At 69.6% G+C, this 23,344-nt stretch carries 22 protein-coding genes and 2 tRNA genes; 2 read left to right on the plus strand and 22 right to left on the minus strand.

Annotation, left to right across the window (positions count from 1 at the left end):
• Window positions 1-6 precede the first annotated feature (6 nt).
• The 9 genes from rodA to KBY47_RS03605 form a co-directional block, all read right to left on the minus strand.
• Window positions 7-1,206 carry a rod shape-determining protein RodA gene (gene rodA, locus KBY47_RS03565; protein WP_210919377.1) on the minus strand — a complete coding sequence of 400 codons (1,200 nt, stop codon included), beginning with the start codon at window positions 1,204-1,206 and terminating at the stop codon, window positions 7-9.
• Window positions 1,203-3,449: a penicillin-binding protein 2 gene (gene mrdA, locus KBY47_RS03570; protein WP_210919378.1), complete on the minus strand. Its 2,247-nt coding sequence runs from the start codon at window positions 3,447-3,449 to the stop codon at window positions 1,203-1,205. Before mrdA ends, rodA begins: the two co-directional genes overlap by 4 nt.
• A 233-nt stretch (window positions 3,450-3,682) precedes the next feature.
• Complete coding sequence (gene mreD / locus KBY47_RS03575) at window positions 3,683-4,357, minus strand: rod shape-determining protein MreD (protein ID WP_210919379.1); 675 nt, start codon at window positions 4,355-4,357, stop codon at window positions 3,683-3,685.
• A 15-nt stretch (window positions 4,358-4,372) separates the two neighbouring features.
• Window positions 4,373-5,359, minus strand: coding sequence for a rod shape-determining protein MreC (gene mreC / locus KBY47_RS03580; RefSeq protein ID WP_308405024.1), 987 nt, complete (start codon window positions 5,357-5,359; stop codon window positions 4,373-4,375).
• A 131-nt stretch (window positions 5,360-5,490) separates the two neighbouring features.
• Window positions 5,491-6,510, minus strand: a complete 1,020-nt coding sequence (locus KBY47_RS03585; protein WP_004001297.1) for a rod shape-determining protein — start codon at window positions 6,508-6,510, stop codon at window positions 5,491-5,493.
• Between the two features lie 404 nt (window positions 6,511-6,914).
• Window positions 6,915-7,328: a nucleoside-diphosphate kinase gene (gene ndk, locus KBY47_RS03590; protein WP_210919380.1), complete on the minus strand. Its 414-nt coding sequence runs from the start codon at window positions 7,326-7,328 to the stop codon at window positions 6,915-6,917.
• 146 nt (window positions 7,329-7,474) lie between these two features.
• Window positions 7,475-7,822 (minus strand): DUF4233 domain-containing protein, encoded by a 348-nt coding sequence (locus KBY47_RS03595; protein WP_210919381.1) that lies wholly within the window; start codon window positions 7,820-7,822, stop codon window positions 7,475-7,477.
• Between the two features lie 7 nt (window positions 7,823-7,829).
• Window positions 7,830-9,332 (minus strand): folylpolyglutamate synthase/dihydrofolate synthase family protein, encoded by a 1,503-nt coding sequence (locus KBY47_RS03600; protein ID WP_210919382.1) that lies wholly within the window; start codon window positions 9,330-9,332, stop codon window positions 7,830-7,832.
• A 192-nt stretch (window positions 9,333-9,524) separates the two neighbouring features.
• Complete coding sequence (locus KBY47_RS03605; protein WP_210919383.1) at window positions 9,525-12,149, minus strand: valine--tRNA ligase; 2,625 nt, start codon at window positions 12,147-12,149, stop codon at window positions 9,525-9,527.
• Between the two features lie 136 nt (window positions 12,150-12,285).
• Here KBY47_RS03605 and KBY47_RS03610 point away from each other — a divergent pair, with 136 nt between their 5' ends.
• The gene (locus tag KBY47_RS03610; protein ID WP_210919384.1) at window positions 12,286-13,221 is read left to right on the plus strand and encodes a hypothetical protein; all 936 of its coding nucleotides are present in this window, start codon (window positions 12,286-12,288) and stop codon (window positions 13,219-13,221) included.
• Between the two features lie 63 nt (window positions 13,222-13,284).
• Here KBY47_RS03610 and clpX read toward each other — a convergent pair whose 3' ends face one another.
• From clpX to KBY47_RS03635, 5 genes are all read right to left on the minus strand, one after another.
• The gene (clpX, locus tag KBY47_RS03615; RefSeq protein WP_210919385.1) at window positions 13,285-14,571 is read right to left on the minus strand and encodes an ATP-dependent Clp protease ATP-binding subunit ClpX; all 1,287 of its coding nucleotides are present in this window, start codon (window positions 14,569-14,571) and stop codon (window positions 13,285-13,287) included.
• A gap of 179 nt (window positions 14,572-14,750) precedes the next feature.
• The gene (locus KBY47_RS03620; RefSeq protein ID WP_210919386.1) at window positions 14,751-15,431 is read right to left on the minus strand and encodes an ATP-dependent Clp protease proteolytic subunit; all 681 of its coding nucleotides are present in this window, start codon (window positions 15,429-15,431) and stop codon (window positions 14,751-14,753) included.
• Window positions 15,432-15,542: 111 nt separating this feature from the next.
• Window positions 15,543-16,154, minus strand: coding sequence for an ATP-dependent Clp protease proteolytic subunit (locus KBY47_RS03625; protein WP_210919424.1), 612 nt, complete (start codon window positions 16,152-16,154; stop codon window positions 15,543-15,545).
• Window positions 16,155-16,467: 313 nt separating this feature from the next.
• Window positions 16,468-17,877 carry a trigger factor gene (gene tig, locus KBY47_RS03630; RefSeq protein WP_210919387.1) on the minus strand — a complete coding sequence of 470 codons (1,410 nt, stop codon included), beginning with the start codon at window positions 17,875-17,877 and terminating at the stop codon, window positions 16,468-16,470.
• A gap of 225 nt (window positions 17,878-18,102) precedes the next feature.
• Window positions 18,103-18,179: transfer RNA gene (locus KBY47_RS03635), tRNA-Pro, on the minus strand.
• Between the two features lie 246 nt (window positions 18,180-18,425).
• Here KBY47_RS03635 and KBY47_RS03640 point away from each other — a divergent pair.
• Window positions 18,426-18,499 (plus strand) — tRNA-Gly (locus tag KBY47_RS03640).
• A 68-nt stretch (window positions 18,500-18,567) separates the two neighbouring features.
• Here KBY47_RS03640 and KBY47_RS03645 read toward each other — a convergent pair.
• From KBY47_RS03645 to KBY47_RS03680, 8 genes are all read right to left on the minus strand, one after another.
• The gene (locus KBY47_RS03645) at window positions 18,568-19,713 is read right to left on the minus strand and encodes a site-specific integrase (RefSeq protein WP_210919388.1); all 1,146 of its coding nucleotides are present in this window, start codon (window positions 19,711-19,713) and stop codon (window positions 18,568-18,570) included.
• Complete coding sequence (locus KBY47_RS03650; protein ID WP_210919389.1) at window positions 19,713-19,925, minus strand: excisionase family DNA-binding protein; 213 nt, start codon at window positions 19,923-19,925, stop codon at window positions 19,713-19,715. The genes KBY47_RS03645 and KBY47_RS03650 overlap by 1 nt, the downstream gene beginning before the upstream one ends.
• Window positions 19,918-21,315, minus strand: a complete 1,398-nt coding sequence (gene repSA / locus KBY47_RS03655) for a replication initiator protein RepSA (protein WP_210919390.1) — start codon at window positions 21,313-21,315, stop codon at window positions 19,918-19,920. The genes KBY47_RS03650 and repSA overlap by 8 nt, the downstream gene beginning before the upstream one ends.
• On the minus strand, window positions 21,312-21,482 hold the full coding sequence (locus KBY47_RS03660; RefSeq protein ID WP_210919391.1) for a hypothetical protein: 171 nt from the start codon (window positions 21,480-21,482) through the stop codon (window positions 21,312-21,314). The genes repSA and KBY47_RS03660 overlap by 4 nt, the downstream gene beginning before the upstream one ends.
• Window positions 21,483-21,758: 276 nt before the next feature.
• Complete coding sequence (locus KBY47_RS03665) at window positions 21,759-22,130, minus strand: hypothetical protein (RefSeq protein ID WP_247694140.1); 372 nt, start codon at window positions 22,128-22,130, stop codon at window positions 21,759-21,761.
• A 14-nt stretch (window positions 22,131-22,144) separates the two neighbouring features.
• A complete protein-coding gene (locus KBY47_RS03670; protein WP_210919392.1) occupies window positions 22,145-22,333 on the minus strand; it encodes a mobile element transfer protein in 189 nt (62 codons plus the stop codon).
• Between the two features lie 21 nt (window positions 22,334-22,354).
• Window positions 22,355-23,020 carry a DUF2637 domain-containing protein gene (locus KBY47_RS03675; protein ID WP_210919393.1) on the minus strand — a complete coding sequence of 222 codons (666 nt, stop codon included), beginning with the start codon at window positions 23,018-23,020 and terminating at the stop codon, window positions 22,355-22,357.
• Window positions 23,021-23,096: 76 nt separating this feature from the next.
• Window positions 23,097-23,276, minus strand: a complete 180-nt coding sequence (locus KBY47_RS03680) for a hypothetical protein (protein ID WP_210919394.1) — start codon at window positions 23,274-23,276, stop codon at window positions 23,097-23,099.
• Between the last annotated feature and the right edge of the window lie 68 nt (window positions 23,277-23,344).

Here is a 23,344-nt window from a genome sequence, read left to right on the forward strand (position 1 = left end):
GTGTCCCTACGCCGACATCGGCCGCTGCACTCTGATCGACTGCAACAGCCCGACCGCCACCCAGGTCGCGAACATCGACGAGCCTCCGTACGACACGAACGGCAGCGGCAGACCGGTGACCGGCATGATGCCGAGGGTCATGCCGATGTTCTCGAAGGCCTGGAAGGCGAACCAGGCGACGATCCCGGCGGCGACGATCGTGCCGTACAGCTCGGTCGTCTCCCGGGCGATCCGGCAGGCCCGCCACATGACGACGCCGAGCAGCAGGATGATCAGACCGCCACCGACGAAGCCGAGTTCCTCCCCGGCGACGGTGAACACGAAGTCGGTCTGCTGTTCCGGCACGAACTGGCCGGTGGTCTGTGAGCCCTGGAAGAGCCCGGAGCCGGTGAGGCCGCCGGAGCCGATGGCGATGCGGGCCTGGTTGGTGTTGTAGCCGACGCCCGCGGGGTCCAGCTCCGGGTTGGCGAAGGCCGCGAAGCGGTTGATCTGGTAGTCGTCGAGGATGTGCAGCTGCCAGACCGCGATCGCGCCGATCGCGCCACTGCCGATCAGCCCGAAGATCCACCGGTTGGACGCCCCGGAGGCGAGCAGCACCCCGAGCACGATGATCACCATGACCATGACCGAGCCGAGGTCCGGCATCAGCATCACGATCAGCATGGGCACCGCGGCCAGGCCGAGGGCCTGGAGCACGGTCCGGTGGTCCGGGTACTGCTTGTCGCCCGCGTCGACCCGGGCCGCCAGCAGCATCGCCATCCCCAGGATGATCGTGACCTTCACGAACTCCGAGGGCTGGAGCGAGAAGCCGCCGCCAAGCTGGATCCAGGAGTGGGCGCCGTTGACGGTGGAGCCCAGCGGGGTGAGCACCAGCAGGATCAGGAAGACGGAGATGCCGTACAGGATCGGCACGGCCGTGCGCAGGGTGCGGTGGCCGAGCCAGACCGTGCCGGCCATCAGGGCGAACCCGATGCCGGTGTTGAGCAGGTGGCGGACGAGGAAGTAGTAGGGGTCGCCCTGGTTCAGCTCGGTGCGGTTGCGGGTCGCCGAGTAGACGAGGACGGAGCCGATCAGGGAGAGGGCGATCGCCGCGAACAGTATCGGCCAGTCGAGGCGGCGGGCGAGCGAGTCGCGGGCGAGCAGCCGCGTCCAGCCCGCGCGTTCGGGCCCGTATCCGGAGACCTGGAAGCTGTTCGCGCCGGTCATGCCGCTCCCCTTCGCTTCCCGCGCCGCTGCCGCCTGCGGGTGTCCCGGTTGCCGGCCGTCGGCTCCTGGACGGTGGCCGCGACCTGCTGCTGGTCGGCCGGGTTCTCCGGGCCCTTCTGGTAGGCCTGCTGGTCCTTGGCCGGGTCCTTGGAGATCTTCGGGGCGACGATGGAGCCGTCCGTCTTGATCTTCGGCAGGTTCTTCTGCGGGGTGGGCAGCAGGGCGTTCTTCTTGTTGATGGTGCCGTCGTCGGAGACGCCGTACAGCGCGTCGTAGATGTTGCGGACGGCGGGGCCCGAGGCGCCGGAGCCGGTGCCGCCCTGGGAGATCGTCATGACGATCGCGTAGTCCTCGGTGTAGGTGGCGAACCACGACGTCGTCTGCTTGCCGTAGACCTCGGCGGTGCCGGTCTTGGCGTGCATCTCGATCTCGTCCTGCGGCCAGCCGCCGAAGCGCCAGGCGGCGGTGCCTCGGGTGGCGACGCCCGCGAGGGCGTCGTCCATCTTGGCGAGGGTCTGCTTGTCGACCGGCAGCTTGCCGTGCGCCTTGGGCTTGATCTCGGTGACCTGCTTGCCGTCGGGGCTGATGATGGCCTTGCCGACGGTCGGGTCGTAGAGGGTGCCGCCGTTGGCGATGGCGGCGTAGATGGTGGCCATCTGGACGGGGGTCACGAGCGTGTCGCCCTGGCCGATGGAGTAGTTGATCTCGTCACCGGCGCGCATCTTGTTGCCTTCGAGGCAGTTCTCGTAGGCGATCTGCTCGACGTAGTCGCCGTCCTTCTTGCCGGTCTTGCACCAGGCGTCCTTGTTGGCCGTCCAGTAGTTCTGCTTCCAGTCGCGGTCGGGGACGCGGCCGGTGACCTCGTTGGGCAGGTCGATGCCGGTCTCCTTGCCGAGGCCGAACTGGTGGGCGGCCTTGTAGAACCAGTCCTTCGGCTTGTTCTTGGGATTGATGCCCCCGTCGCGCTGCCACTCCTGGTGCGCGAGCCGGTAGTAGACGGTGTCGCAGGAGACCTCCAGCGCGCGGCCGAGGTCGATCGCGCCGTGGTTCTGGGACTCGAAGTTCTTGAAGACCTGACCGCCCACGGAGTACGAGCTGGAGCACTCGTAGTTGCCGTCGAAGTCGTACCCGGCCTGCACGGCGGCGGCCGTGGAGACCACCTTGAAGATGGAGCCGGGCGCCGCCTGACCCTGTATGGCGCGGTTGAGCAGCGGGTAGTTGGAGGACTTGCCGGTGAGCTTCTTGTAGTCCTTGGCGGAGATGCCGCCCACCCACGCGTTCGGGTCGTAGGTCGGGTTGGACGCCATGGCGACGACCCTGCCCGTCTTGGCCTCCATCACGACGACGGCGCCGGCGTCGGCCTTGTACCGCTCGTTGGTGTTGCGGTCCCACTCGGTGCGGGCGACCTTCATCGCCTCGTTCAGCTCGTACTCCGCGACTCGCTGGACACGGGCGTCGATGCTGGTGACCAGGTTGGACCCGGGCTCCGCCTCGTCCGACTCGGCCTGGCCGATGACACGGCCGAGGTTGTCGACCTCGTAGCGGGTGACTCCGGCCTTGCCGCGCAACTCCTTGTCGTACTGACGCTCGAGGCCGTTGCGGCCGACCTGGTCGGAGCGGAGGAAGGGCGAGTCGGTGTCCTGGGCCTGCTGGATCTCCTCGTCGGTGACCGGGGAGAGGTAGCCGAGGACCTGGGCGGTGTTGGCCTGGCCGGGGCTCGCGTAGCGGCGCACCGCCTGCGGCTCGGCGGTGATGCCGGGGAAGTCCTCGGCGCGCTCACGGATCTGGAGGGCCTGCTTGGGGGTGGCCTCGTCGGTGATGGGGATGGGCTGGTACGGCGAGCCGTTCCAGCAGGGCTGCGGGGTTTCGGCGTCGCACAGCCGGACCTTCTCCATGACCTCCTTCGGCTCCATGCCGAGGACGCCCGCGAGCTTGGTGAGGACGGCCTTGCCGTCGTCCTTCATCTTCAGCAGGTCGGTGCGGGAGGCGGAGACCACCAGCCGGGTCTCGTTGTCGGCGAGGGCCACGCCACGCGCGTCGAGGATCGAGCCGCGCACGGCGGGCTGGACGACCTGCTGGACGTGGTTGCCGGAGGCCTCCTTGGCGTACTCGGAGCCCTCGCGGATCTGGAGGTACCACAGACGGCCGCCGAGGGTGGCCAGCAGGGAGAGGACGAGGATCTGGACGATGACGAGCCGGGTCTGGACCCGTGGGGTCCGGCCGGTCTCGGGGATGTTGGTCACTGCGGCTGCCTCCCCCTCTCAGTACGTGTGCGAGCGGCCGTGCACGGTGGTGGTCGCGTCGGGTGCGATCGAAAGCCCCGCGGCCGAAAGCCGGGCGATCGACAGTCCCGTGACCGAAGGCCCCGTGACCGAACGCCGTGCGAGTGATCTGTGCGTGTGTACGAGTGAGGAACGCCCGGCCCGCAGGCCACGGTTCCGCCCGCACTCACCCGTCCGGGTGAACTCGCCCGTCCTCACAGCCGCTTGACCCCCTTGATGCGTCCGGCCCGCGCCACCCGCGCCCGCGCCGCCTTCACCTTCAGCCCGCCCAGCCCGCCGCGCTGCGCGCCGATCCGCAGACCCGTACCGGAGGACAGCCAGCCGTAGGAGATGTCGGACGGGGCGGCGGAGTTGGCCTCCAGCGGGTCGTTCTCGGCGCGCCGGGCCAGCGCCATCACCCCGGGGACGACGAACGGTGCCAGCAGCAGGTCGTACAGGGCGGCCGTGAACAGCAGGCTGCCCAGGCCCACATGGCGGGCGGCGGTGTCGCCGACGAGGGCGCCGACACCCGCGTACAGCAGCGTCGTACCGACGGCCGCCACCACGACCACGGCCATCGGCCCGGTCGCCGACTTCAGGCGGCCGTTCTCCGGTCTGACCAGCCCGGCGAGGTACCCGACGACGGACAGCACCAGCGCGTACCGGCCGACGGCGTGGTCGGCCGGCGGGGCGAGGTCGATCAGCAGTCCGGCGCCGAAGCCGACGAGGGCGCCGCCGACATGGCCGTAGACGAGGGCCAGGCCGAGCACGGTGAGCAGCACCAGGTCGGGTACGGCGCCCGGGAGGTGCAGCCGGGCGAGGACGCTCACCTGGAGCACCAGGGCCACCACGACCAGCGCGGAGGAGAGCAGGATCCGGTTGAAGCGCATGAGTGACAGCTCCCCTTACTGCTCTTGCTCTTGCTGGAACTCGCCGTCGGCGGCCCCCGTGTCCCCCGTGCCCGCCGCGCCCTCGGCGTCTTCCGCGCCCGGCGTCACGGTCACCGTCACGGTCGGCGTCGGAGTGGGCTTCGGCTTGGGCGGCAGCACCGTGTCGCGCGGGTCCTTCGCGGGGGCCTGCACGACGACACCGACGATGTCGAGCTTGGTGAAACTGACGTACGGCGTGACGTACAGCGTGCGTGTCAGGTCGCCGCCGGACGGGTCGACGCGGGAGACCACGCCGACCGGCACCCCGGGCACGAACGGCCTGTCGGCCTGGGAGCCGAAGGTGACCAGCCGGTCGCCCTTCTTGATCTCGGCCTTGCCGTTGAGGAGTTCGACGCGCAGCGGGCGGTCGCCCTGGCCGGAGGCGAAGCCGAGTTCGTCGTTGCCCTCCATGCGGGTGCCGACGGTGAAGTCGGGGTCGCTGGCGAGCAGCACGGTGGCGGTGCTCGGGCCGACGGTGGTGACCCGGCCGACCAGGCCGTCGCCGTTGAGCACGGTCATGTCGCGCTGGATGCCGTCGTCGGCGCCGACGTCGATGGTGATGGTCCAGGAGAAGCCCTGGGCGGCGCCTATGGCGATGACCTCGGCGCCCTTGATGCCGTACTGGCCCGCGCCCGCGGTCTTCAGCATCTTGTCGAGCTGCTTCAGTCTGCTGCGGTTGCGGTCGTCGCTGCCCAGTCTCGCCTTGAGGGCGGCGTTCTCCCGCTCCAGCTCGGCGAGCCGGTCGTGCCGCTCCCCCGAGTCGCGGACCGCGGCGATGGCGTTGCCGACCGGGTCGACCGCGGACGACACGCCGTCCTGGATGGGGCCGAAGACGGTGGCCGCGGCCTGTCGGGCACCGTCGACCGGTGAGTCCTCCCCGCCGCGGATGTCCACCGTGATCAGCGCGAACGCGGTGGCGACCAGCAGCACAAGAAGCAGCCGGCTCTCTCGTGTGTCCCTCACGTGCGGCGGCCGTGCCCTTCCTCATCGGAGATCGGTACTGAAGTCAACGATCTGTGGCAGCTTATGCCTCTATATCAACGATCCGCCGTACGAGAGGGGATCATCTCGTACGGCGGAATCGACAACTCGCGTCATCTGCGCGGCTGGGCGTCCAGCACCTGCTGGAGCGCCTCGAACTCCTCCACGCACTTGCCGGAGCCGAGCGCCACGCTGTCCAGCGGGTCCTCGGCGATGTGGATCGGCATCCCGGTCTCCCGGCGCAGCCGCTCGTCGAGCCCGCGCAGCAGCGCACCACCGCCGGTCAGAACGATTCCGCGGTCCATGATGTCGCCGGACAGCTCCGGCGGACACTTGTCGAGGGTCGTCTTCACCGCGTCGACGATGGCGTTGACCGGCTCCTCGATCGCCTTGCGCACTTCGGCGGCGGAGATGACGACGGTCTTGGGCAGCCCGGAGACGAGGTCCCGGCCGCGGATTTCGGTGTGCTCGTCGGAGTCGAGGTCGTACGCCGAACCGATCGTGATCTTGATCTGTTCGGCCGTCCGCTCACCCAGCAGGAGCGAGTACTCCTTCTTGATGTGCTGGATGATCGCGTTGTCCAGTTCGTCGCCCGCGACCCGGATGGACTGGGCGGTGACGATGCCGCCGAGGGAGATGACCGCGACCTCCGTGGTGCCGCCGCCGATGTCCACCACCATGTTGCCCGTGGCCTCGTGGACCGGCAGGCCGGAGCCGATGGCCGCCGCCATGGGCTCCTCGATGATGTGCACCTGGCGGGCGCCGGCCTGGGACGACGCCTCGATGACGGCGCGGCGCTCGACGCCCGTGATGCCCGACGGCACACAGACGACGACCCGCGGACGAGCCAGATACCTCCGCTTGTGGATCTTCAGGATGAAGTAGCGGAGCATCCGCTCGGTGATCTCGAAGTCGGCGATCACGCCGTCCTTCAGCGGACGGACGGCAACGATGTTGCCGGGCGTGCGCCCGATCATCTTCTTCGCTTCGGCGCCGACCGCGAGGATGCCACCGGTGTTGGTGTTGATCGCGACGACGGACGGCTCGTTGAGTACGATCCCGCGACCCCTGACGTACACCAGCGTGTTGGCGGTCCCGAGGTCGACAGCCATGTCACGGCCGATGAACGACATTGAGTTCCCCATCAGGATTCGTCTGGCCTTCCCACGAGCTTTTGAGGGCTTTTCAGGTTGGCGAGGTGGGTGCGGTGACGTGAAGGCTTCCATCGTAGACGCGCCTTCCCGAACACTGCGGGAGGGTCTTCGCCATTGTCAGCAGATGCGCTGCGGGTTCGCTTGTGGAGACGAGCGTTCGGGGACAGTCGTTCCCTCGATCGCCACGCATATGCCACAAGCCCCGCCCCGCGACCGCCGGAAGGCCGTCACACAGCTACGGGAAGCCGGGCGCGCACGGACCCGGAAAGTGGGGACGTACGTGCCGCGGAGCCCGGCACGCACGGGCCGGGAAGCCCCGGACGCACAGGCCGGAAAGCCCGGGACACGGGGACCGCTCCCGGACTTCCGATCACGCTACCGGGCTACGCCCGGCCGGGGAAGAAGATCTTCACCTCGCGCTCGGCGGACTCCTCGGAGTCGGAGGCGTGGATCAGGTTCTCGCGGACGATCACACCGTAGTCACCGCGGATCGAACCGGGCTGCGCGGCGATCGGGTCGGTCGGACCGGCGAGCTGCCGCAGCCCCTCGATGACCCGCTCGCCCTCGACGATCATGGCGACGACGGGACCGGAGGCCATGAACTCGACGAGCGGCTCGTAGAACGGCTTGCCCTTGTGCTCGCCGTAGTGCTGCTCCAGCGTGTCCTGGTCCAGGGTGCGCAGTTCCAGCGCCGTGATCCGCCAGCCGGCCTTGCGCTCGATACGGCTGATGATCTCGCCGGTCAGGCCGCGACGGACGGCGTCGGGCTTGAGCAGGACGAGGGTGCGCTGGGTCACGGCGTGCTCCTTGGAATCAAAGGATGTGCGGGAGGACGAGATTACCGGGCGTGTTCCGGCCGCTGTCACACAGAGTCAGGCTGACCGGCCCACGCCGTGTCCGGCTGACCGTCGCACGCGCGTCGGACCCACCGGCGTACGCCGTGTCAGGCCGCCCCGCCCTCGGCCTCCGCCGCGAATCTGGCCTTCGCCTCGTCCACCTTCCGGCCGAAGTGCACCGAGGACCACCACAGCCCCGCGAACAGCACCCCGATCACGAACATCACCGGCACGAAGAACCCGGACGCCACCAGCCCGAGCTGGAGCACCCAGCCGAGGGCCACGCCGCCCGGCCGGGTCACCAAGCCGCACAGCAGCAGGCTCAGCAGCATCGCGACCCCGCACACCGTCCACACCATCGCCGTGGACAGGTCGTCGTCCTTCATCGCGACCAGACCCGCGAACCCGATGATCAGGAACTCGGCGATCAACGTCCCGGAACACAACGTACGCATGAGATTTTCAGCCCCTCCCCAGAAGCAGCCGGGCCTCGCCGACCGTGATGACGGAACCGGTCACCAGCACGCCGCCGCCCGCGAACTCGCCCTCCTCCTCGGCCAGCGTGATCGCCTCCTCCAGCGCGTCCGGCAGCCGCGGCTCGACCTGCACCCGCTCGTCGCCGAAGATCTCCACCGCGATCGCGGCCAGCTCGTCGGCGTCCATCGCGCGATGGCTGGAGTTCTGGGTGACCACGATCTCCGCGAAGACCGGCTCGAAGGCCTCCAGCAGCCCCCGTACGTTCTTGTCCCCGCTCGCGCCGACCACCCCGATCAGCCGGCTGAACTGGAACGCCTCGCCGATCGCCTCGGCGACGGCCCGCGCGCCCGCCGGGTTGTGCGCCGCGTCCAGCACGACCGTCGGAGACCGCCGTACGACCTCAAGACGGCCCGGCGAGGCCACGGCGGCGAACGCCTTGCGGACCGTGTCGACGTCCAGCGGCTCGGCGCGCTGCGCGCCCACGCCGAAGAACGCCTCGACGGCGGCGAGCGCGACGGCCGCGTTGTGCGCCTGGTGCGCGCCGTGCAGCGGCAGGTACACCTCCGTGTACTCACCGCCGAGGCCGCGCAGGGTCAGCAGCTGCCCGCCGACCGCGACCTGACGGTCCAGGACACCGAACTCCAGGCCTTCCCGGGCCACCGTGGCGTCCACCTCGACGGCCCGCTTCAGCAGCACCTGCGCCGCGTCCACCGGCTGCTGGGCGAGGATCACCGTGGCGCCCTGCTTGATGACGCCCGCCTTCTCGGCGGCGATCTCGCCGGGCGTGGAACCCAGCCGGTCGGTGTGGTCGAGGTCGATGGGCGTCACGACCGCCACATCGCCGTCGATGACGTTGGTGGCGTCCCAGCTGCCGCCCATGCCGACTTCCACGACGGCCACGTCGACCGGGGCGTCCGCGAAGGCGGCGTACGCCATGCCGGTGAGCACCTCGAAGAACGACAGCCGGTACTCCTGCTGCGCGTCGACCATCTCGACGTACGGCTTGATGTCCCGGTACGTCTCCACGAACCGCTCCGCGGCGATCGGCGCGCCGTCCAGGCTGATCCGCTCGGTGATCGACTGCACGTGCGGGGACGTGTACCGGCCGGTGCGCAGCTCGAAGGCGCCGAGGAGGGCCTCGATCATGCGGGCCGTGGACGTCTTCCCGTTGGTCCCCGTGATGTGGATCGACGGGTACGACCGCTGCGGCTCACCCAGGACGTCCATCAGCGCGGCGATGCGGCTGACCGACGGCTCCAGCTTGGTCTCGCCCCAGCGGGTGGCCAGCTCGGCCTCGACCTCGCGCAGGGCCTTGTCGACCTCCGGGTCCTCCGGGCGGGCGGGCACGTCGGCGTCCGGGGGGCCGCCCTGGGTACGCAGGGTGCGGCTGCCGGCCTCGATCACGGCGAGATCGGGGTCGCGCTGCGTCTCGGCCTCGATGATCTCTTCGAAGGAGTCGAGGGGGTCGGGCTCGTTCTGGTCGCTCACGGGGCCAGTCTACGGAGCGGGGGTGACAAAGGTGGGGGGTGGCTTGGGTCGTCCGTTGGGTGCGGGTTGTGGGGGGGGCTGGTCGCGCCCGCGCGGCGGAGCCGCACATCGATACAGCCCCGCGCCCCTGAGGGGACGGACAGGCCCCCGGCGCGGAAAACAGCACCGGGGGCCTTCACCGCGTACGGACTCCTACGCCTGCGGCAGCCTCTCCAGCTGCGCCGCGATCCGGGCGATGTCCTCCTCCGCCTTGGAGAGGCGGGTTCGGATCTTCTCGACCACCTGGTCCGGGGCCTTCGCCAGGAACGCCTCGTTGCCGAGCTTGGCCGTGGCCTGGGCCTTCTCCTTCTCGGCGGCGGCGAGGTCCTTCGCGAGGCGCTTGCGCTCGGCCGCGACGTCGATCGTGCCGGACAGGTCGAGCGCGACCTGCGCCCCCGCCACCGGCAGCGTCGCCGTGGCCGAGAAGGCGTCGCCCTCCGGCTGGAGCCGCAGCAGCTGGCGGATGGCGGCCTCGTGGGCGGCGAACGGCGTGCCGTCCAGGGTGAGGCGGGCCGGGACCCGCTGGCCGGGCTGGAGGCCCTGGTCGGCGCGGAAGCGGCGGACCTCGGTGATGACCGCCTGGAGGTCGGAGATCTCCCGCTCGGCGTCGGCGTCCCGGAAGCCACTGTCCTTCGGCCAGTCGGCGATGACGAGCGACTCACCGCCGGTCAGTGTCGTCCACAGCGTCTCGGTGACGAAGGGGACGACCGGGTGCAGCAGCCGCAGCGTGACGTCGAGGACCTCGCCGAGGACGCGCTTGCTGACCTCGGCGGCCTCGCCGCCCGCCTGGAAGGTGGTCTTGGACAGTTCGACGTACCAGTCGAAGACCTCGTCCCAGGCGAAGTGGAACAGGGCGTCGGAGAGCTTCGCGAACTGGTAGTCCTCGTAGTACGCGTCGACCTCGGCGACCACCGAGTTCAGCCGGGAGAGGATCCAGCGGTCGGTCGAGGACATCCGCGACGCGTCGGGCAGCGGGCCCTGGACCGTCGCGCCGTTCATCAGCGCGAAGCGGGTGGCGTTCCAGATCTTGTTGGCGAAGTTCCTCGAGCCCTGGACCCAGTCCTCGCCGATCGGGACGTCGACGCCCGGGTTGGCGCCGCGCGCCAGGGTGAAGCGGAGTGCGTCGGAGCCGTACTTGTCCATCCAGTCCAGCGGGTTGACGACGTTCCCGAAGGACTTCGACATCTTCTTGCCGTTCTGGTCACGGACCATGCCGTGCAGGGCGATGGTGTGGAACGGCGGGGTGCCGTCCATCGCGTAGAGGCCGAACATCATCATCCGGGCGACCCAGAAGAAGAGGATGTCGTAGCCGGTGACCAGGACCGAGTTCGGGTAGAACTTCGCGAGCGATTCCGTCTGCTCGGGCCAGCCGAGGGTGGAGAACGGCCACAGGCCGGACGAGAACCAGGTGTCGAGGACGTCGGAGTCCTGCCGCCAGCCCTCGCCGCTCGGCGGCTCCTCGTCGGGGCCGACGCAGACGACCTCGCCGTTCGGGCCGTACCAGACGGGGATGCGGTGGCCCCACCACAGCTGGCGCGAGATGCACCAGTCGTGGAGGTTGTCGACCCAGTCGAAGTACCGCTTCTCCATCTCCTGCGGATGGATCTTGACCTTGCCGTCGCGGACGGCGTCACCCGCCGCCTTCGCCAGCGGGCCGACCTTGACCCACCACTGCATGGACAGGCGCGGCTCGACGGTGGTCTTGCAGCGCGAGCAGTGGCCGACGGAGTGGACGTAGGGCCGCTTCTCGGCGACGATCCGGCCCTCGGCGCGCAGGGCGGCGACGATCGCCGAGCGGGCCTCGAACCGGTCCAGGCCCTGGAAGGGGCCGTGGACGGTGATGACGGCGTGCTCGTCCATGACCGTGATGGCGGGCAGGTCGTGGCGCTGGCCGATCTCGAAGTCGTTCGGGTCGTGCGCCGGGGTGACCTTGACGGCACCCGTGCCGAACTCGGGGTCGACGTGCGTGTCCGCGACGACCGGGATGGAACGGTCGGTCAGCGGCAGCCTGATCAGCTTGCCGATCAGGTGCTGGTAGCGCTCGTCGTCGGGGTGGACGGCGACGGCCGTGTCACCGAGCATCGTCTCGGCGCGGGTGGTGGCGACGACGACGGTGTCGTCACCGTCGCCGTACTTCATCGAGACCAGCTCGCCGTCGTCGTCCTGGTAGGAGACCTCGATGTCGGAGATCGCGGTCAGACAGCGGGGGCACCAGTTGATGATCCGCTCGGCGCGGTAGATCAGCTCGTCGTCGTAGAGCCGCTTGAAGATGGTCTGGACGGCCTGGGAGAGGCCCGCGTCCATCGTGAAGCGCTCACGCGACCAGGCAACGCCGTCGCCGAGGCGGCGCATCTGCCCGGAGATCTGCCCGCCGGACTCGGCCTTCCACTGCCAGACCCGCTCGACGAAGGCCTCCCGGCCCAGGTCGTGCCGGGACTTGCCCTCCTTGCCCAGCTCCCGCTCGACGACGTTCTGCGTGGCGATGCCCGCGTGGTCCATGCCGGGCTGCCACAGCGTCTCGTAGCCCTGCATGCGCTTGCGGCGGGTCAGGGCGTCGATGAGGGTGTGCTCGAAGGCGTGCCCGAGGTGCAGGCTGCCGGTGACGTTCGGCGGGGGGATGACGATGGTGTACGGCGGCTTGTCGCTCTTCTCGTCCGCCTCGAAGTAGCCCCGCTCTACCCAGCGCTCGTACAGCGTCCCCTCTACCTCGGCCGGCGCGTACTGGGTCGGCAGTTCGGTGATGGGCGCTGGTTGCTGCTGCTGAGTGTTCTCGGTCACGGGCTCAGTTTAGGGGTGTCACCACGCCGTCCCGAAACTCGATTCCTTTGTAACGGTGCGTACCCCGGTGCCGTAACCGGGTGTGGCCTGGGCCAGGATGTCAGGAACACATAAGCATCTGGAGGGGAACCCAGTAATGAGCTACAACCAGCCGGGCCCGTACGGCGGGCAGCCCCAGCAGCCCGGACCGTACGGTCAGCCGGGTCCCTACGGTCAGCAGCCGCAGGCCCCTCAGCCCGGCTACGGCTACCCCCAGCAGCCCCCGGCCCAGCCGCAGCCCGGGTACGGCTACCCGCAGCAGCCCGGCCAGCCCGGCGTGCCGCCGCAGCAGCCGCCCTACGGCCAGGCTCCCTACGGCGTTCCGCAGCCCCCGGCGCCGGGGGGCGGCAAGAAGAAGACCGGCCTGATCATCGGCGCGGTGGCGGTCGTCGCCGCGATCGCGGTCGGCGCGTACTTCGTGCTCGGGGGCAGCGGCAGCGGCTCGGACGTCGCCGACGACGGCCCCCACAAGCTGACGACGCCCGCGACCGTCCTCGACGGCGAGTACAAGAAGGGCGACGGCGGCGACGGCGACTCGATGACCGAGGACGACATCAAGGACGCCGAGAAGTGGGGGGTGAAGAACCCCACCGACGTCGAGGCGCAGTACACCTCGGGCAACGAGGACAACCCGCTCTCGCAGAAGATGCTCAACTTCGGCGGGGTGTACGGCGAGATCGAGGACCCCGAGAAGGTCGTCGACGCCTTCCTGGCCCACATGGAGAAGGAAGCCGGGAAGGAGGACGACGAGGAGATGAAGGTCACCATGGAGGGCGAGGCGAAGTCGTACGACAACGCCGACGGCGCCGTGCTCAAGTGCCAGGACGCCAAGATGGAGCCGACCGACGGCTCGTCCTCCAGCGGCGGCCCCAGCGAGATGTACGTGACCTACTGCGTGTGGGGCGACTACAGCACCCTCGGCCTGCTCATGCCGATGGACCTCGCGAACATCGCCGCGGAGAAGAAGTCCGACCAGGCCGCCGCAGCGGAGACCACCGCCAAGTTCCGTGAGGAAGTGCGCGTCAAGTCCTGACGACACGCAACGACGAAGGGGCCCCGGCCGATTGGCCGGGGCCCCTTCACATGTCCCTGCGTACTACGCCGACTTCTGCTCGCCGCCGCCCCGCCCCCGCGCGTCCCTCGGGATCAGCGTCGGGTTGACGTTGGAGTGGACGACGTCGGCGGTGATGACGACGCGGGCGACGTCCTTGCGGGACGGGACCTCGTACATCACCGACATCAGCACCTCCTCCATGATGGCGCGCAGCCCGCGTGCGCCGGTCTGGCGGAGGATGGCCTGGTCGGCGATGGCCTCCAGCGCCTCACGCTCGAAGTCCAGCTCCACCCCGTCGAGTTCGAACAGCCGCTGGTACTGCTTCACCAGGGCGTTGCGCGGCTCGACCAGGATCTGGAGCAGCGCCTCACGGTCGAGGTTGTGCACCGAGGTGATGACGGGGAGGCGGCCGATGAACTCGGGGATCATGCCGAACTTGACCAGGTCCTCCGGCATGACGTTCTCGAACTGGTCCTTGGACTCCAGCTCCCGCTTGGAGCGGATGGTGGCGCCGAAGCCGATGCCCTTCGCGCCCGCCCGGGACTCGATGATCTTCTCCAGGCCCGCGAAGGCGCCGCCCACGATGAACAGCACGTTCGTGGTGTCGATCTGGATGAACTCCTGGTGCGGGTGCTTGCGTCCGCCCTGCGGGGGAACGGAGGCCGTGGTCCCCTCCAGGATCTTCAGCAGGGCCTGCTGGACGCCCTCGCCGGAGACGTCGCGGGTGATCGACGGGTTCTCGCTCTTGCGGGCGACCTTGTCGATCTCGTCGATGTAGATGATCCCGGTCTCGGCCTTCTTGACGTCGTAGTCCGCCGCCTGGATCAGCTTCAGCAGGATGTTCTCGACGTCCTCACCGACATAGCCCGCCTCGGTGAGCGCGGTGGCGTCGGCGATGGCGAACGGGACGTTCAGCATGCGGGCCAGGGTCTGGGCCAGCAGGGTCTTGCCGGAGCCCGTGGGGCCGAGCAGCAGGATGTTGGACTTCGCCAGCTCGATGGCGTCGTCACGGCCCTGGGCGCCGCCGTTCTCCCCGGCCTGGACGCGCTTGTAGTGGTTGTACACCGCGACGGAGAGCGCCTTCTTCGCGGCCTCCTGGCCGACGACGTACCCCTCGAGGAACTCGTAGATCTCGCGGGGCTTGGGCAGTTCCTCCCAGCGCACCTCGCTGGTCTCGGCCAGCTCCTCCTCGATGATCTCGTTGCAGAGGTCGATGCACTCGTCGCAGATGTACACACCGGGCCCTGCGATGAGCTTCTTGACCTGCTTCTGGCTCTTGCCGCAGAACGAGCACTTGAGCAGATCGCCGCCGTCACCGATGCGTGCCACGGTGTGCTTCCCCTTCGCCTGGGAGCGCCTGGACGCCTGCGTCCAGCGGCTCCTGGTGCTGCCTTATGTCCGACGGTACCTTGCCTAGCCCCCCGTTCGGGCCCCCCTTGGCACGGTTCACTTTGACGTGGACCGGGCCAGAGCCGTGCCAAGGGGTGGCAGACGCTACCGGACCCGCGTCAGCGGACGTCAGCGTTGTTCATCTTCCGGGTGGAGATGATCTGGTCGATCAGACCGTACGCCAGCGCGTCCTCGGCCGTGAGGATCTTGTCGCGCTCGATGTCCTCGCGGATCTTCTCGATGCCCTGGGTGGAGTGCTTGGCCAGCATCTCCTCCAGCTGCGAACGCATCCGCAGGATCTCGTTGGCGGCGATCTCCAGGTCCGAGACCTGGCCGCGACCGGTCTCGCTGTACGGCTGGTGGATCAGGATGCGGGCGTTGGGCAGCGCCATCCGCTTGCCGGGGGAGCCCGCCGCGAGCAGCACGGCCGCGGCGGAGGCCGCCTGGCCCATGCAGACCGTCTGGATGTCCGGCTTGACGAACTGCATCGTGTCGTAGATCGCCGTCAGCGCGGTGAAGGAGCCGCCGGGGCTGTTGATGTAGACCGAGATGTCCCGGTCGGGGTCCATCGACTCCAGGCACAGCAGCTGCGCCATGACGTCGTTGGCGGAGGCGTCGTCGATCTGGACGCCGAGGAAGATCACCCGCTCCTCGAAGAGCTTCGCGTACGGGTCGTACTCGCGGATGCCCTGCGAGGTGCGCTCGACGAAGCGGGGGATGACATAGCGGGACTCGGCCTGCGGCCCGGTGTACTCGGCGCGCGTGCGGTCGTAGAGGCCGCTGCCGGGGAAGTCGTTCACGGTGTCTCCTGGAAAAAGGCTGGGGCGGGGGCTGGGGCTGTGCCGGGGCGGCTGCTCGGCCCTCTTAGCGGGGCCGGGCCGCCGGGGGCCTGGAAGGGGCTGCTACGGCCCTCAGGAGCCCGCCCCGGTGCCGCCGCCGCCCGGCATGCCGGCGGCCGTGGGGATCACGTCGTCGATGAGCCCGTACTCCTTGGCCTCCTGCGCGTCGAACCAGCGGTCGCGGTCGGAGTCCCGGGTGATCTGCTCGACCGACTGACCGGTGTGCAGCGAGGTCAGCTCGGCCATGCGCTTCTTGGTGTGCAGCAGGCGCTCGGCGTGGATCTTGATGTCCGAGGCCGAACCCGCCAGGCCGGCGGACGGCTGGTGGATCAGGATCTCGGCGTTCGGCAGCGCGAAGCGCTTGCCGCGGGTGCCCGCGCTGAGCAGGAACTGACCCATGGAGGCCGCGAGGCCCATGGCGATGGTCACCACGTCGTTCTTGATGAACTGCATGGTGTCGTAGATCGCCATACCGGCCGTGATCGAGCCGCCGGGGCTGTTGATGTAGAGGTAGATGTCCTTGTCGGGGTCGGCGGCAAGGAGCAGCAGCTGCGCGGTGATCTTGTTCGCGATATCGTCGTCGACCGGCTGGCCGAGGAAGATGATCCGCTCGTTGAGCAGCCGGTTGTAGACCTGGTCGCCGAGGCCACCACCGATGGAAGGCTCGCCGGCGGCGGAGGGCATCAGATTCGTCACGTATCCACCTGCTCGTCTTACGACGGCGCCGGGCCGTCTTGCGTTCTGCCGTATTCATGGACCCTAACGCCGCGGCCCTCCGGGGGAATCCCGGTAATGGGGGTGTTCGCCGGGGGCGTAGTCGCTCCGCTGGGTTGGCGGGGGTTCTACTCGCCGTGGTGGTGCCGGCGGGTGGGCGGCTGCGGGCTCGTTGTGGTTGATCGCGCAGTTCCCCGCGCCCCTGGGTGGGTGACATCGACGGGCCCCGAGAAGCGAGTGCGTCTCGGGGCCCGTCGTCGATCCATCAGCGTCGCCGTACGGCTCAGGCCTCGCGCTTGTCCTCGGCCTCGGGCTGGTCGGCCGTGCCCTCGGCGGCCTCGACCGTCTCCGTGGCGGACTCGGTCTTCTCGACCTCGTCCTCCTCGTCGTCCAGGTCGACGACCTCGCCGTTGGTGTCCTTGACCGTGGCGGCCTCGACGACGACGGCCAGCGCCTTGCCGCGGGCGACCTCGCCGACCAGCAGCGGCACCTGGCCCTGCTCGACGACGGCCTGCGCGAACTGGTCGGGGGACATGCCGGAGGAGGCCGCGCGCCGCATGAGGTGCTCGGTCAGCTCCTCCTGGTTGACGTTGAGCTTCTCCCGCTTGACCAGCTCGTCGAGGACGAACTGGGTCTTGATGCCCTTGACCGCGGCGTCGCGGGTCTCCTCGTCGAACTCCTCGGCGGTCTTGCCCTGGAGCTCCAGGTACTTGTCGAGGGTGAGGCCCATCTGGCCGAGCTGGTGGTGCTCGAGGTTGTGCTTGCGGGTGTTGATCTCGTCCTCGAGCAGCTTCTCGGGGACGGGCACCTCGACCAGCTCGAGCAGCTTCTCCAGGACGCGCTCCTGGGCCTGCGTGGCCTGGTCGTACTTCTTCATGTTCTCCAGGCGGCCGCGGCTGTCCGCCTTCAGCTCCTCCAGGGTGTCGAACTCGGAGGCGAGCTGCGCGAAGTCGTCGTCCAGCTCGGGCAGTTCACGCTTGGCGACCTGGGTGACCTTGACGGTGACCTCGGCCTCCTGGCCGGCCGCGGAGCCGCCCTTCAGCTCGGAGGTGAAGGTGGCCTCGCCACCGGCCTCCAGGCCCTTCACGGCGTCGTCGATGCCGTCCAGCAGCTCACCGGAGCCGATGGTGTAGGAGACGCCGCTCGCGACGCCGTCCTCCAGGACCTCGCCGCCGACCTTGGCCTCCAGGTCGATGGTGACCACGTCGCCGTCCTCGGCGGCACGCTCGACCGGGGAGGTCGAGGCGAAGCGCTCGCGGAGCTGGTCGACGGACTTCTCGATGTCCTCGTCGGTGACCTCGACGGCGTCGACCTCGACCTCGATGCCGGAGTAGTCCGGGATCTCGATGGCCGGGCGGATGTCGACCTCGGCGGTGAAGTTCAGCGTGTCGCCGTCCTTCAGCTCGGTGATGTCGACCTCGGGCTGGCCCAGAACGCTGACCTCGGCCTCGTTCACGGCGCGCTCGTAGAACTTCGGCAGCGCGTCGTTGACGGCCTCCTCCAGCACGGCGCCACGGCCGAACCGCTGGTCGATGACCCGGGCGGGGATCTTGCCCTTGCGGAAGCCCTTCACCGTGACCTGCTGGTTGATCTTCTTGTACGCCGCGTCGAGGCTGTCCTTGAGCTCCTCGAAGGGCACCTCGACAGTGAGCCGAACCCGGGTCGGGTTCAGGTTCTCCACGGCGCTCTTCACGGTTCGGTCTCCTTGTGGCTGACTTCTCGGGTTCTGCCGGAGCCAGACCGGCCCGGCGGATCTGCCGCCCGGAGGACTGCTGTGCGGTGTCAGCACCTTCCGGAACCTTCTGGATCCTTCGGTACGGATACGCACGGAGACACACGGGCGCGCAGCTTGCATAGTAACCGCAGGGGCTGACCCGCCCAAAAGGCGATCACCGAGGTGATCGGGGGAATGGGTGGATGGTCGGGGTGGCGGGATTTGAACCCACGGCCTTCCGCTCCCAAAGCGGACGCGCTACCAAGCTGCGCCACACCCCGTCTGGTGCGACACGTAGGGTACATGCCCGCAGGCCATAAGGCTGCCGCATTTCCCGAGGGGCCCCCGCGAGGGGCGCGGGCGCGTGGGAGCGGGGACGGGCGGACGGTGACCGGTCGGCCGACCTTCGAACATGCGCGCGTGGCCTGACACCGGCGGGCGTGGCGAAACGGGGTGTGCGGCGAGGGGGTGCGACCCGCTACGATGCCTCTGGTGCCGCGGTCGGCTGACCTGCGGCGCGTCTGTGTGCGGGCGTAGCTCAATGGTAGAGCCCCAGTCTTCCAAACTGGCTACGCGGGTTCGATTCCCGTCGCCCGCTCCAACATGGCTCAGGCCCAGGTGAGAGGGTGAATTCCCACTCCCTGGGCCTGAGTCGTTCCGTAGGCCGGATCAGCCGTCCGTGCCCCCCGCGTGCCCGCTCCGGCCGGAGCCCCGCTTGAACGCCTTGACGATCAGGTCATCCACGGCGTCAGCGATCTCCCGTTCCCGGTCGTAGTTGGCGTGTTGGTAGATCAGCGCGGCACGGGCCGTGCTGTGACCGAGCCGGGTCATCAGTTCCTTGGTGCTGGCGTTCGTGCGCGACGCCAGGGTGTTGCCGGTGTGCCTCAGATCATGGAACCGCAGTCCCTTGATCCCAGCGTCGGCGCATGCCTTGTGCCACAGCCGGTTGAAGTGGTTCCGGCGCGGGGTAGCTTTCTTCGCTCCGACGAACACACGACCGGCCGCGCCGCTCTCGGCGTAGACGCTCATGTGGGTGACGAGGAAGGGCAGCACCGATGCCGGAACCGCCACCAGCCGCTTCCCCGCCACGCTCTTGGGCGCCTTGTAGACCCGCTTGCCGCTGGTCAACTCGGAGATGGCACCCCGCACTCGGATCATGCCGTGTTCCAGGTCGATGTCAGACCGGTGCAGGGCCACCAGCTCACCCCAGCGCAGCCCGCAGAACGCGGCGAGCAGGACCAGCGCCTTGTACCGAGGCTGAATCCGGTCTGCGACCGCGAACACCTCGGGGATAGTCGCGGTCGGCCGTTCCGGGGTGACCACAGCGCCGCCGTTCTTGATCTGGCACGGGTTGCGGCGGATCAGCTCATCCTCAACAGCCGTGCCCATGATCGTGCGCAGCAGCGCGTACGCCTTCGCGACCGTGGACGGGCCGACACCAGCGTCCAGGCGGGACCGCCGCCAGGTCCGCACCGCAGCCGGGGTGATGTCGCCGACCGCCATCGCGCCGAAGGTGGGCGCCAGGTGCAGCCGGAGCAGCGAGGCGTACAGCTCAGCCGTACGGGGCGCCAGGGGGCGTTCCCTCACCCAAGCCGCCGCGTAGTCACCGAACGCCACCTTCCCGGCATCCGGGTCACGCCAGTCGCCTTGTCGAAGCTCGGACTGCCTGTCGGCCAGCCAGTCGTCAGCCTCGCGCTTGGTGCGGAACGTCTCCGGTGCAGGGCGGTCGACGCCATCCAGACCCCGGTAACGGGCCTGATAGCGGCCGGACGGCAGCTTGCGGACACGGCCGAACTGTCGGCGCTTGCCAGCCATCAGGCAGCCACCCCCCGGAGTACACGACCACGCCGACGCGGATGCACGGTATTGGCCTCGATGTACGCGCGTACGGCGCTCTCGGGGATGCGGACGTGCCGCCCGACCTTGACGTACGTGATCCGCCGTTCCTCGATCAGGCGCCGAGGGAAGCGCACGGTCGTGCCGAGGAGTTCGGCGACTTGGGCGACGTTCAGGTACCGCTCATTCATGGTCGTGCTCTCCTTCCTGACGCAGGTCTGCGAGGGCTTCGCGGGCAACTTCGCGGCTCTGTTGGAGGTCGCGGTGGATGGTGGCGGCGAGCCAGGATTCGCCGGGAGTGTGGCCGTGTCCGGCGTAGGTCCAGTGAGCGAGGGTGAGCGTGGCTGCCTCCGGGGTGTCGTCGGGGTCGGGCAGGCCCAGGGCCGTGCGTTGCTGGGCTGCGCGGTAGTCGGCGCGGACCTGGCGCAGGGCGCCGAGGGTGGTGGAGTAGCGCCGGGACTTGGTGGAGAAGTGGCCCCGGAAGCCGAGCATGTGGGCCCAGTCGCGGAGCTTGCGGTCCGGGTAGAGCGGGTGCAGGTCCAGGCACGCTTCGATCAGGCGGCGGGGGTGGTCGGCCACGCCGAGGAGGTCGAGGGCCTCGCGGTTGCCGATGCGGCGGTCGACAGTGCCGGTGGTCTCGGCGGCTTTGGTGGCGTACTTGGCGACGTAGGAAGCCACGGCTTGTTCGGTGAGGTCTTCGCCGTTACCGAAGGCGCCGATGGGCTGGACGTCGAGCTGGGTGCCCCAGCGCAGGGTGCGCGCGGGGTGGCCACCGGCCGGGGCCACGTCGACCGCGACACGGGCGGCGGCGGCCCGGATGGCGTCGGTGAGCAGGCCGGTGCTGGCCCAGTGCGGCGGCGGGGTGTCGGGTCCCTCGGGGCCGTCGAAGCGGATCACGGCGTGGAAGTGCACGGCCCCGCGCTTCTGGTACTCAGCGACCTTGCCGAAGGACAGCCGGGACTGTTCGCGCGCTTCCTTCTGGGTGAGTCCGGCGCGGCGGGCGATCTCGCGGCGCAGGTAGATCGTGAAGTAGCGCCACAGGTCGGAGGCGTGGTTGTTCCACAGCACCGCGCCCGCGTAGTCGTAGGTGGCCGGGTCGAGCGGCGTGCCCAGGGTGGGGTCGTTCTCGGGGTGGTGGGTGCCGCAGGCGCAGGGGCGGGTGCCGGGGCGGTTGTGGACGGGACCGAACGAGGGGGCGGTGAGGGTGGCGAAGACGCGGGGGTGGTCGCGCACGGTGTGCGGGGTGCCTTTGGCCGGGTCGCCGGTCAGTCCGGCCCGGATGAGGTGGTAGGTGTCTCCGGCGTAGGTCCAGGCGCAGGCCGGGCAGCGTGAGACACGGCGGTTGCCGCACGCGATGCGGAGCATGCCGCCGGGTTCGTGGTCGGTGCTGTAGGCGTGCAGGACCGTGCCGGTGGCGCGGTCGATCAACTTGGTGGCGCCGGTCAGGCGGATGGGGTCGGCGCAGCCACCGGTGCGCTTGATCTGCTCTTGCCAGCGGTCGAAGCCGGGGGACCCGGCCACCCTCAGCACGTCGGTGAAGGTGGCCGGGTCCAGGCCCGCCAGGGTGGCGGTGTGGGTCACTGGTCGTCCTCCGTGCTGCTGTAGCGGTCGATCCAGTCCTCCGCGCACACCTTGTGGACGGGCTTGCCCCGGTCGGAGCGCAGCGGGGTGGGCTTGTCGCAGATCACGCACGGCTGGTCGCCGGTGTGGTCGAAGTGCTCAGGTGAGCGCCAGTCGAGGAGGGCCACGGCCGTCGCCTCCCGGCCCGCGCGTAAGCGGCGGGGGCGGGGTGGCCGGTGCCCTGGCAGGCGTGGCAGACGACGCGCAGCAGGACGCGGGAGCCGTCGCGGTGACGGGCCCCGGTGGTGACCGAGGCGACGCAGAACCCGCCGCAGTGACGGCAGGCCGGACGGTTCGGGGTGTGGGAAGGCATGATGGACGGAGCCCTTTCGGATCGAGAGATCGGGAAGTGGTGGGGCCGTCCGGGGCGGCGGAAGTTTGGCGACCGAGGCCGCCCCGGAGGGCTACTTGAAGCGGCGAGACCGGGTGGTGCGAGCGTGCGTCGGGCGCTTGCGCGGCGAACGGGCACGGCCCTTGACGAGCGTGCGGCGGGACAGCTCCCGGCGCTTGGAGCGGTTGAGGGTGAGGCCGATGCCGCAGGTGGCCGACAGCACGGCGATCGCGGACGCGGCGATGATCTGCACGACGAGGGCCACCACGACCAGGACCACGACCGTGCCGCCGGTGATGGCGAAGACGTACAGGATCGGGCCGGTGTAGGAGCGGGGGGCTTCCTGCACGATCACGACTTTGCGCAGGTCGGTGCCGGGCGGGATCTGCCGGTAGAGGTCGGTGGGGATGTGCCCCGCGCGAAGCTGTTCGTCGGGTAACTGCATGACCTGGTCTCCTGTCAGGGGTTGCAGCGGTGGGTGCGGGCGGTGAGTTCGGCCGCTGAGCGGTCGCGGTGTTCGGTGGAGAACCCGCAGCCGGGGGCGGTGCAGGCGGCGGTGTGCCGGGTCTGGCCGCGGCCGGTGTGGAACGTGGCCACCTGCACGGGGCCGATGCGGATCACGTCGTAGAAGCGGTTCGGGCGGCCCATCGGGGTGTACCTCCTTGTCGGTCAGGCGAGTTGGGCGACGATCTGGCAGGCGAGCGGTTCGGGGATGCCGAGGCGGGCGCGCAGGGTGGCGGTGTCGATGTCGGCGCCGGTTCGGGCGCGGTGGTCGGTGGCGACCTTGCGGGCGTGGTCGATCAGCGCCGGAGGCACGACCGGGGCCGCCGGTTCGGGCAGCGCCGGAGTCGGATCAGCGGTGGGAAGCGGTTCCCGCTCCAGGGCCACGGGCGGGGTTGGTTCAGGGGCGCGCGTCGGCGCCGGATCAGCGGGTGCGGGCACGGCTGGTGCCGGGTGTTTCTCGGGGTGGTCGGGGGCGGGTGAGTGGGCGAGCAGGGTGCCGCCCATGAAGGCCAGCGCTGGCCACGCGGCGACGAGGATGCGCAGCCACGCCGGAACCTGGGTCAGGTCGAGAAGCCCCGCGGTGGCGACGTTGGCGCCGAGCGAGGCGACCAGGGCGATCAGGAACCAGGACCAGGCCAGCCGGGACGGGCCATCGGTGCGCAGCCGACGCCAGGCGGCGACCAGCAGCAGGTCAACGGAGACCGGGTAGGCCCAGGCTTTCCAGCCGCTCTGTCCGGCTGCTTCGGCAAGGTCGTGCAGGTGGGCGAAGGACAGCGCACCAGCGATCACGGCCTGTACGAGGACGGCATCCGGGCGGATCGAGCGGGGCATGGTCTTCACCTCCCTTCCAGGGGGGTCGGGGCGGGGGCCGGGCGGGGTGTGGTGTCCAGCCGCCCGGCCGCCGGGTTCAGTCGTCGGCGGTGATCTGGCCGGAGCCCAGGCAGTTCAGGCAGAGGCCGGTCTGGGCTCCGACGGTGCGGCGCTTGCGGCCGACGCGGACGGTGCGGGAGACCTCACCGGTGCCCTTGCAGACCGGGCACGGCAGGGTCGTGACCTTGCTCGGGGTCTTGCTGGTCTTGCGCGCCATGGGCGGTACTCCCTTCCGGATTTCGGCATGGCTCGGGTAGGGACCTGGCGCGAAGCGGTCGCGCCGAC

Origin of the sequence: Streptomyces sp. B93 (assembly GCF_018070565.1) — a bacterium.
In the GTDB taxonomy this organism is placed as follows: Bacteria; Actinomycetota; Actinomycetes; order Streptomycetales; family Streptomycetaceae; genus Streptomyces.

Coding starts and splice junctions, on each gene's coding strand:
- KBY47_RS03650 (WP_210919389.1), bottom strand. CDS start 19,925: ATGAATGAGCGGTACCTGAACGTCGCCCAAGTCGCCGAACTCCTCGGC.
- KBY47_RS03665 (WP_247694140.1), bottom strand. CDS start 22,130: ATGCAGTTACCCGACGAACAGCTTCGCGCGGGGCACATCCCCACCGAC.
- KBY47_RS03680 (WP_210919394.1), bottom strand. CDS start 23,276: ATGGCGCGCAAGACCAGCAAGACCCCGAGCAAGGTCACGACCCTGCCG.
- KBY47_RS03595 (WP_210919381.1), bottom strand. CDS start 7,822: ATGCGTACGTTGTGTTCCGGGACGTTGATCGCCGAGTTCCTGATCATC.
- KBY47_RS03625 (WP_210919424.1), bottom strand. CDS start 16,154: ATGCCCTCCGCCGCCGGCGAGCCTTCCATCGGTGGTGGCCTCGGCGAC.
- KBY47_RS03645 (WP_210919388.1), bottom strand. CDS start 19,713: ATGGCTGGCAAGCGCCGACAGTTCGGCCGTGTCCGCAAGCTGCCGTCC.
- mreD (WP_210919379.1), bottom strand. CDS start 4,357: ATGCGCTTCAACCGGATCCTGCTCTCCTCCGCGCTGGTCGTGGTGGCC.
- KBY47_RS03675 (WP_210919393.1), bottom strand. CDS start 23,020: ATGCCCCGCTCGATCCGCCCGGATGCCGTCCTCGTACAGGCCGTGATC.
- rodA (WP_210919377.1), bottom strand. CDS start 1,206: ATGACCGGCGCGAACAGCTTCCAGGTCTCCGGATACGGGCCCGAACGC.
- KBY47_RS03670 (WP_210919392.1), bottom strand. CDS start 22,333: ATGGGCCGCCCGAACCGCTTCTACGACGTGATCCGCATCGGCCCCGTG.
- KBY47_RS03610 (WP_210919384.1), top strand. CDS start 12,286: ATGAGCTACAACCAGCCGGGCCCGTACGGCGGGCAGCCCCAGCAGCCC.
- KBY47_RS03585 (WP_004001297.1), bottom strand. CDS start 6,510: ATGTCGTTCATCGGCCGTGACATGGCTGTCGACCTCGGGACCGCCAAC.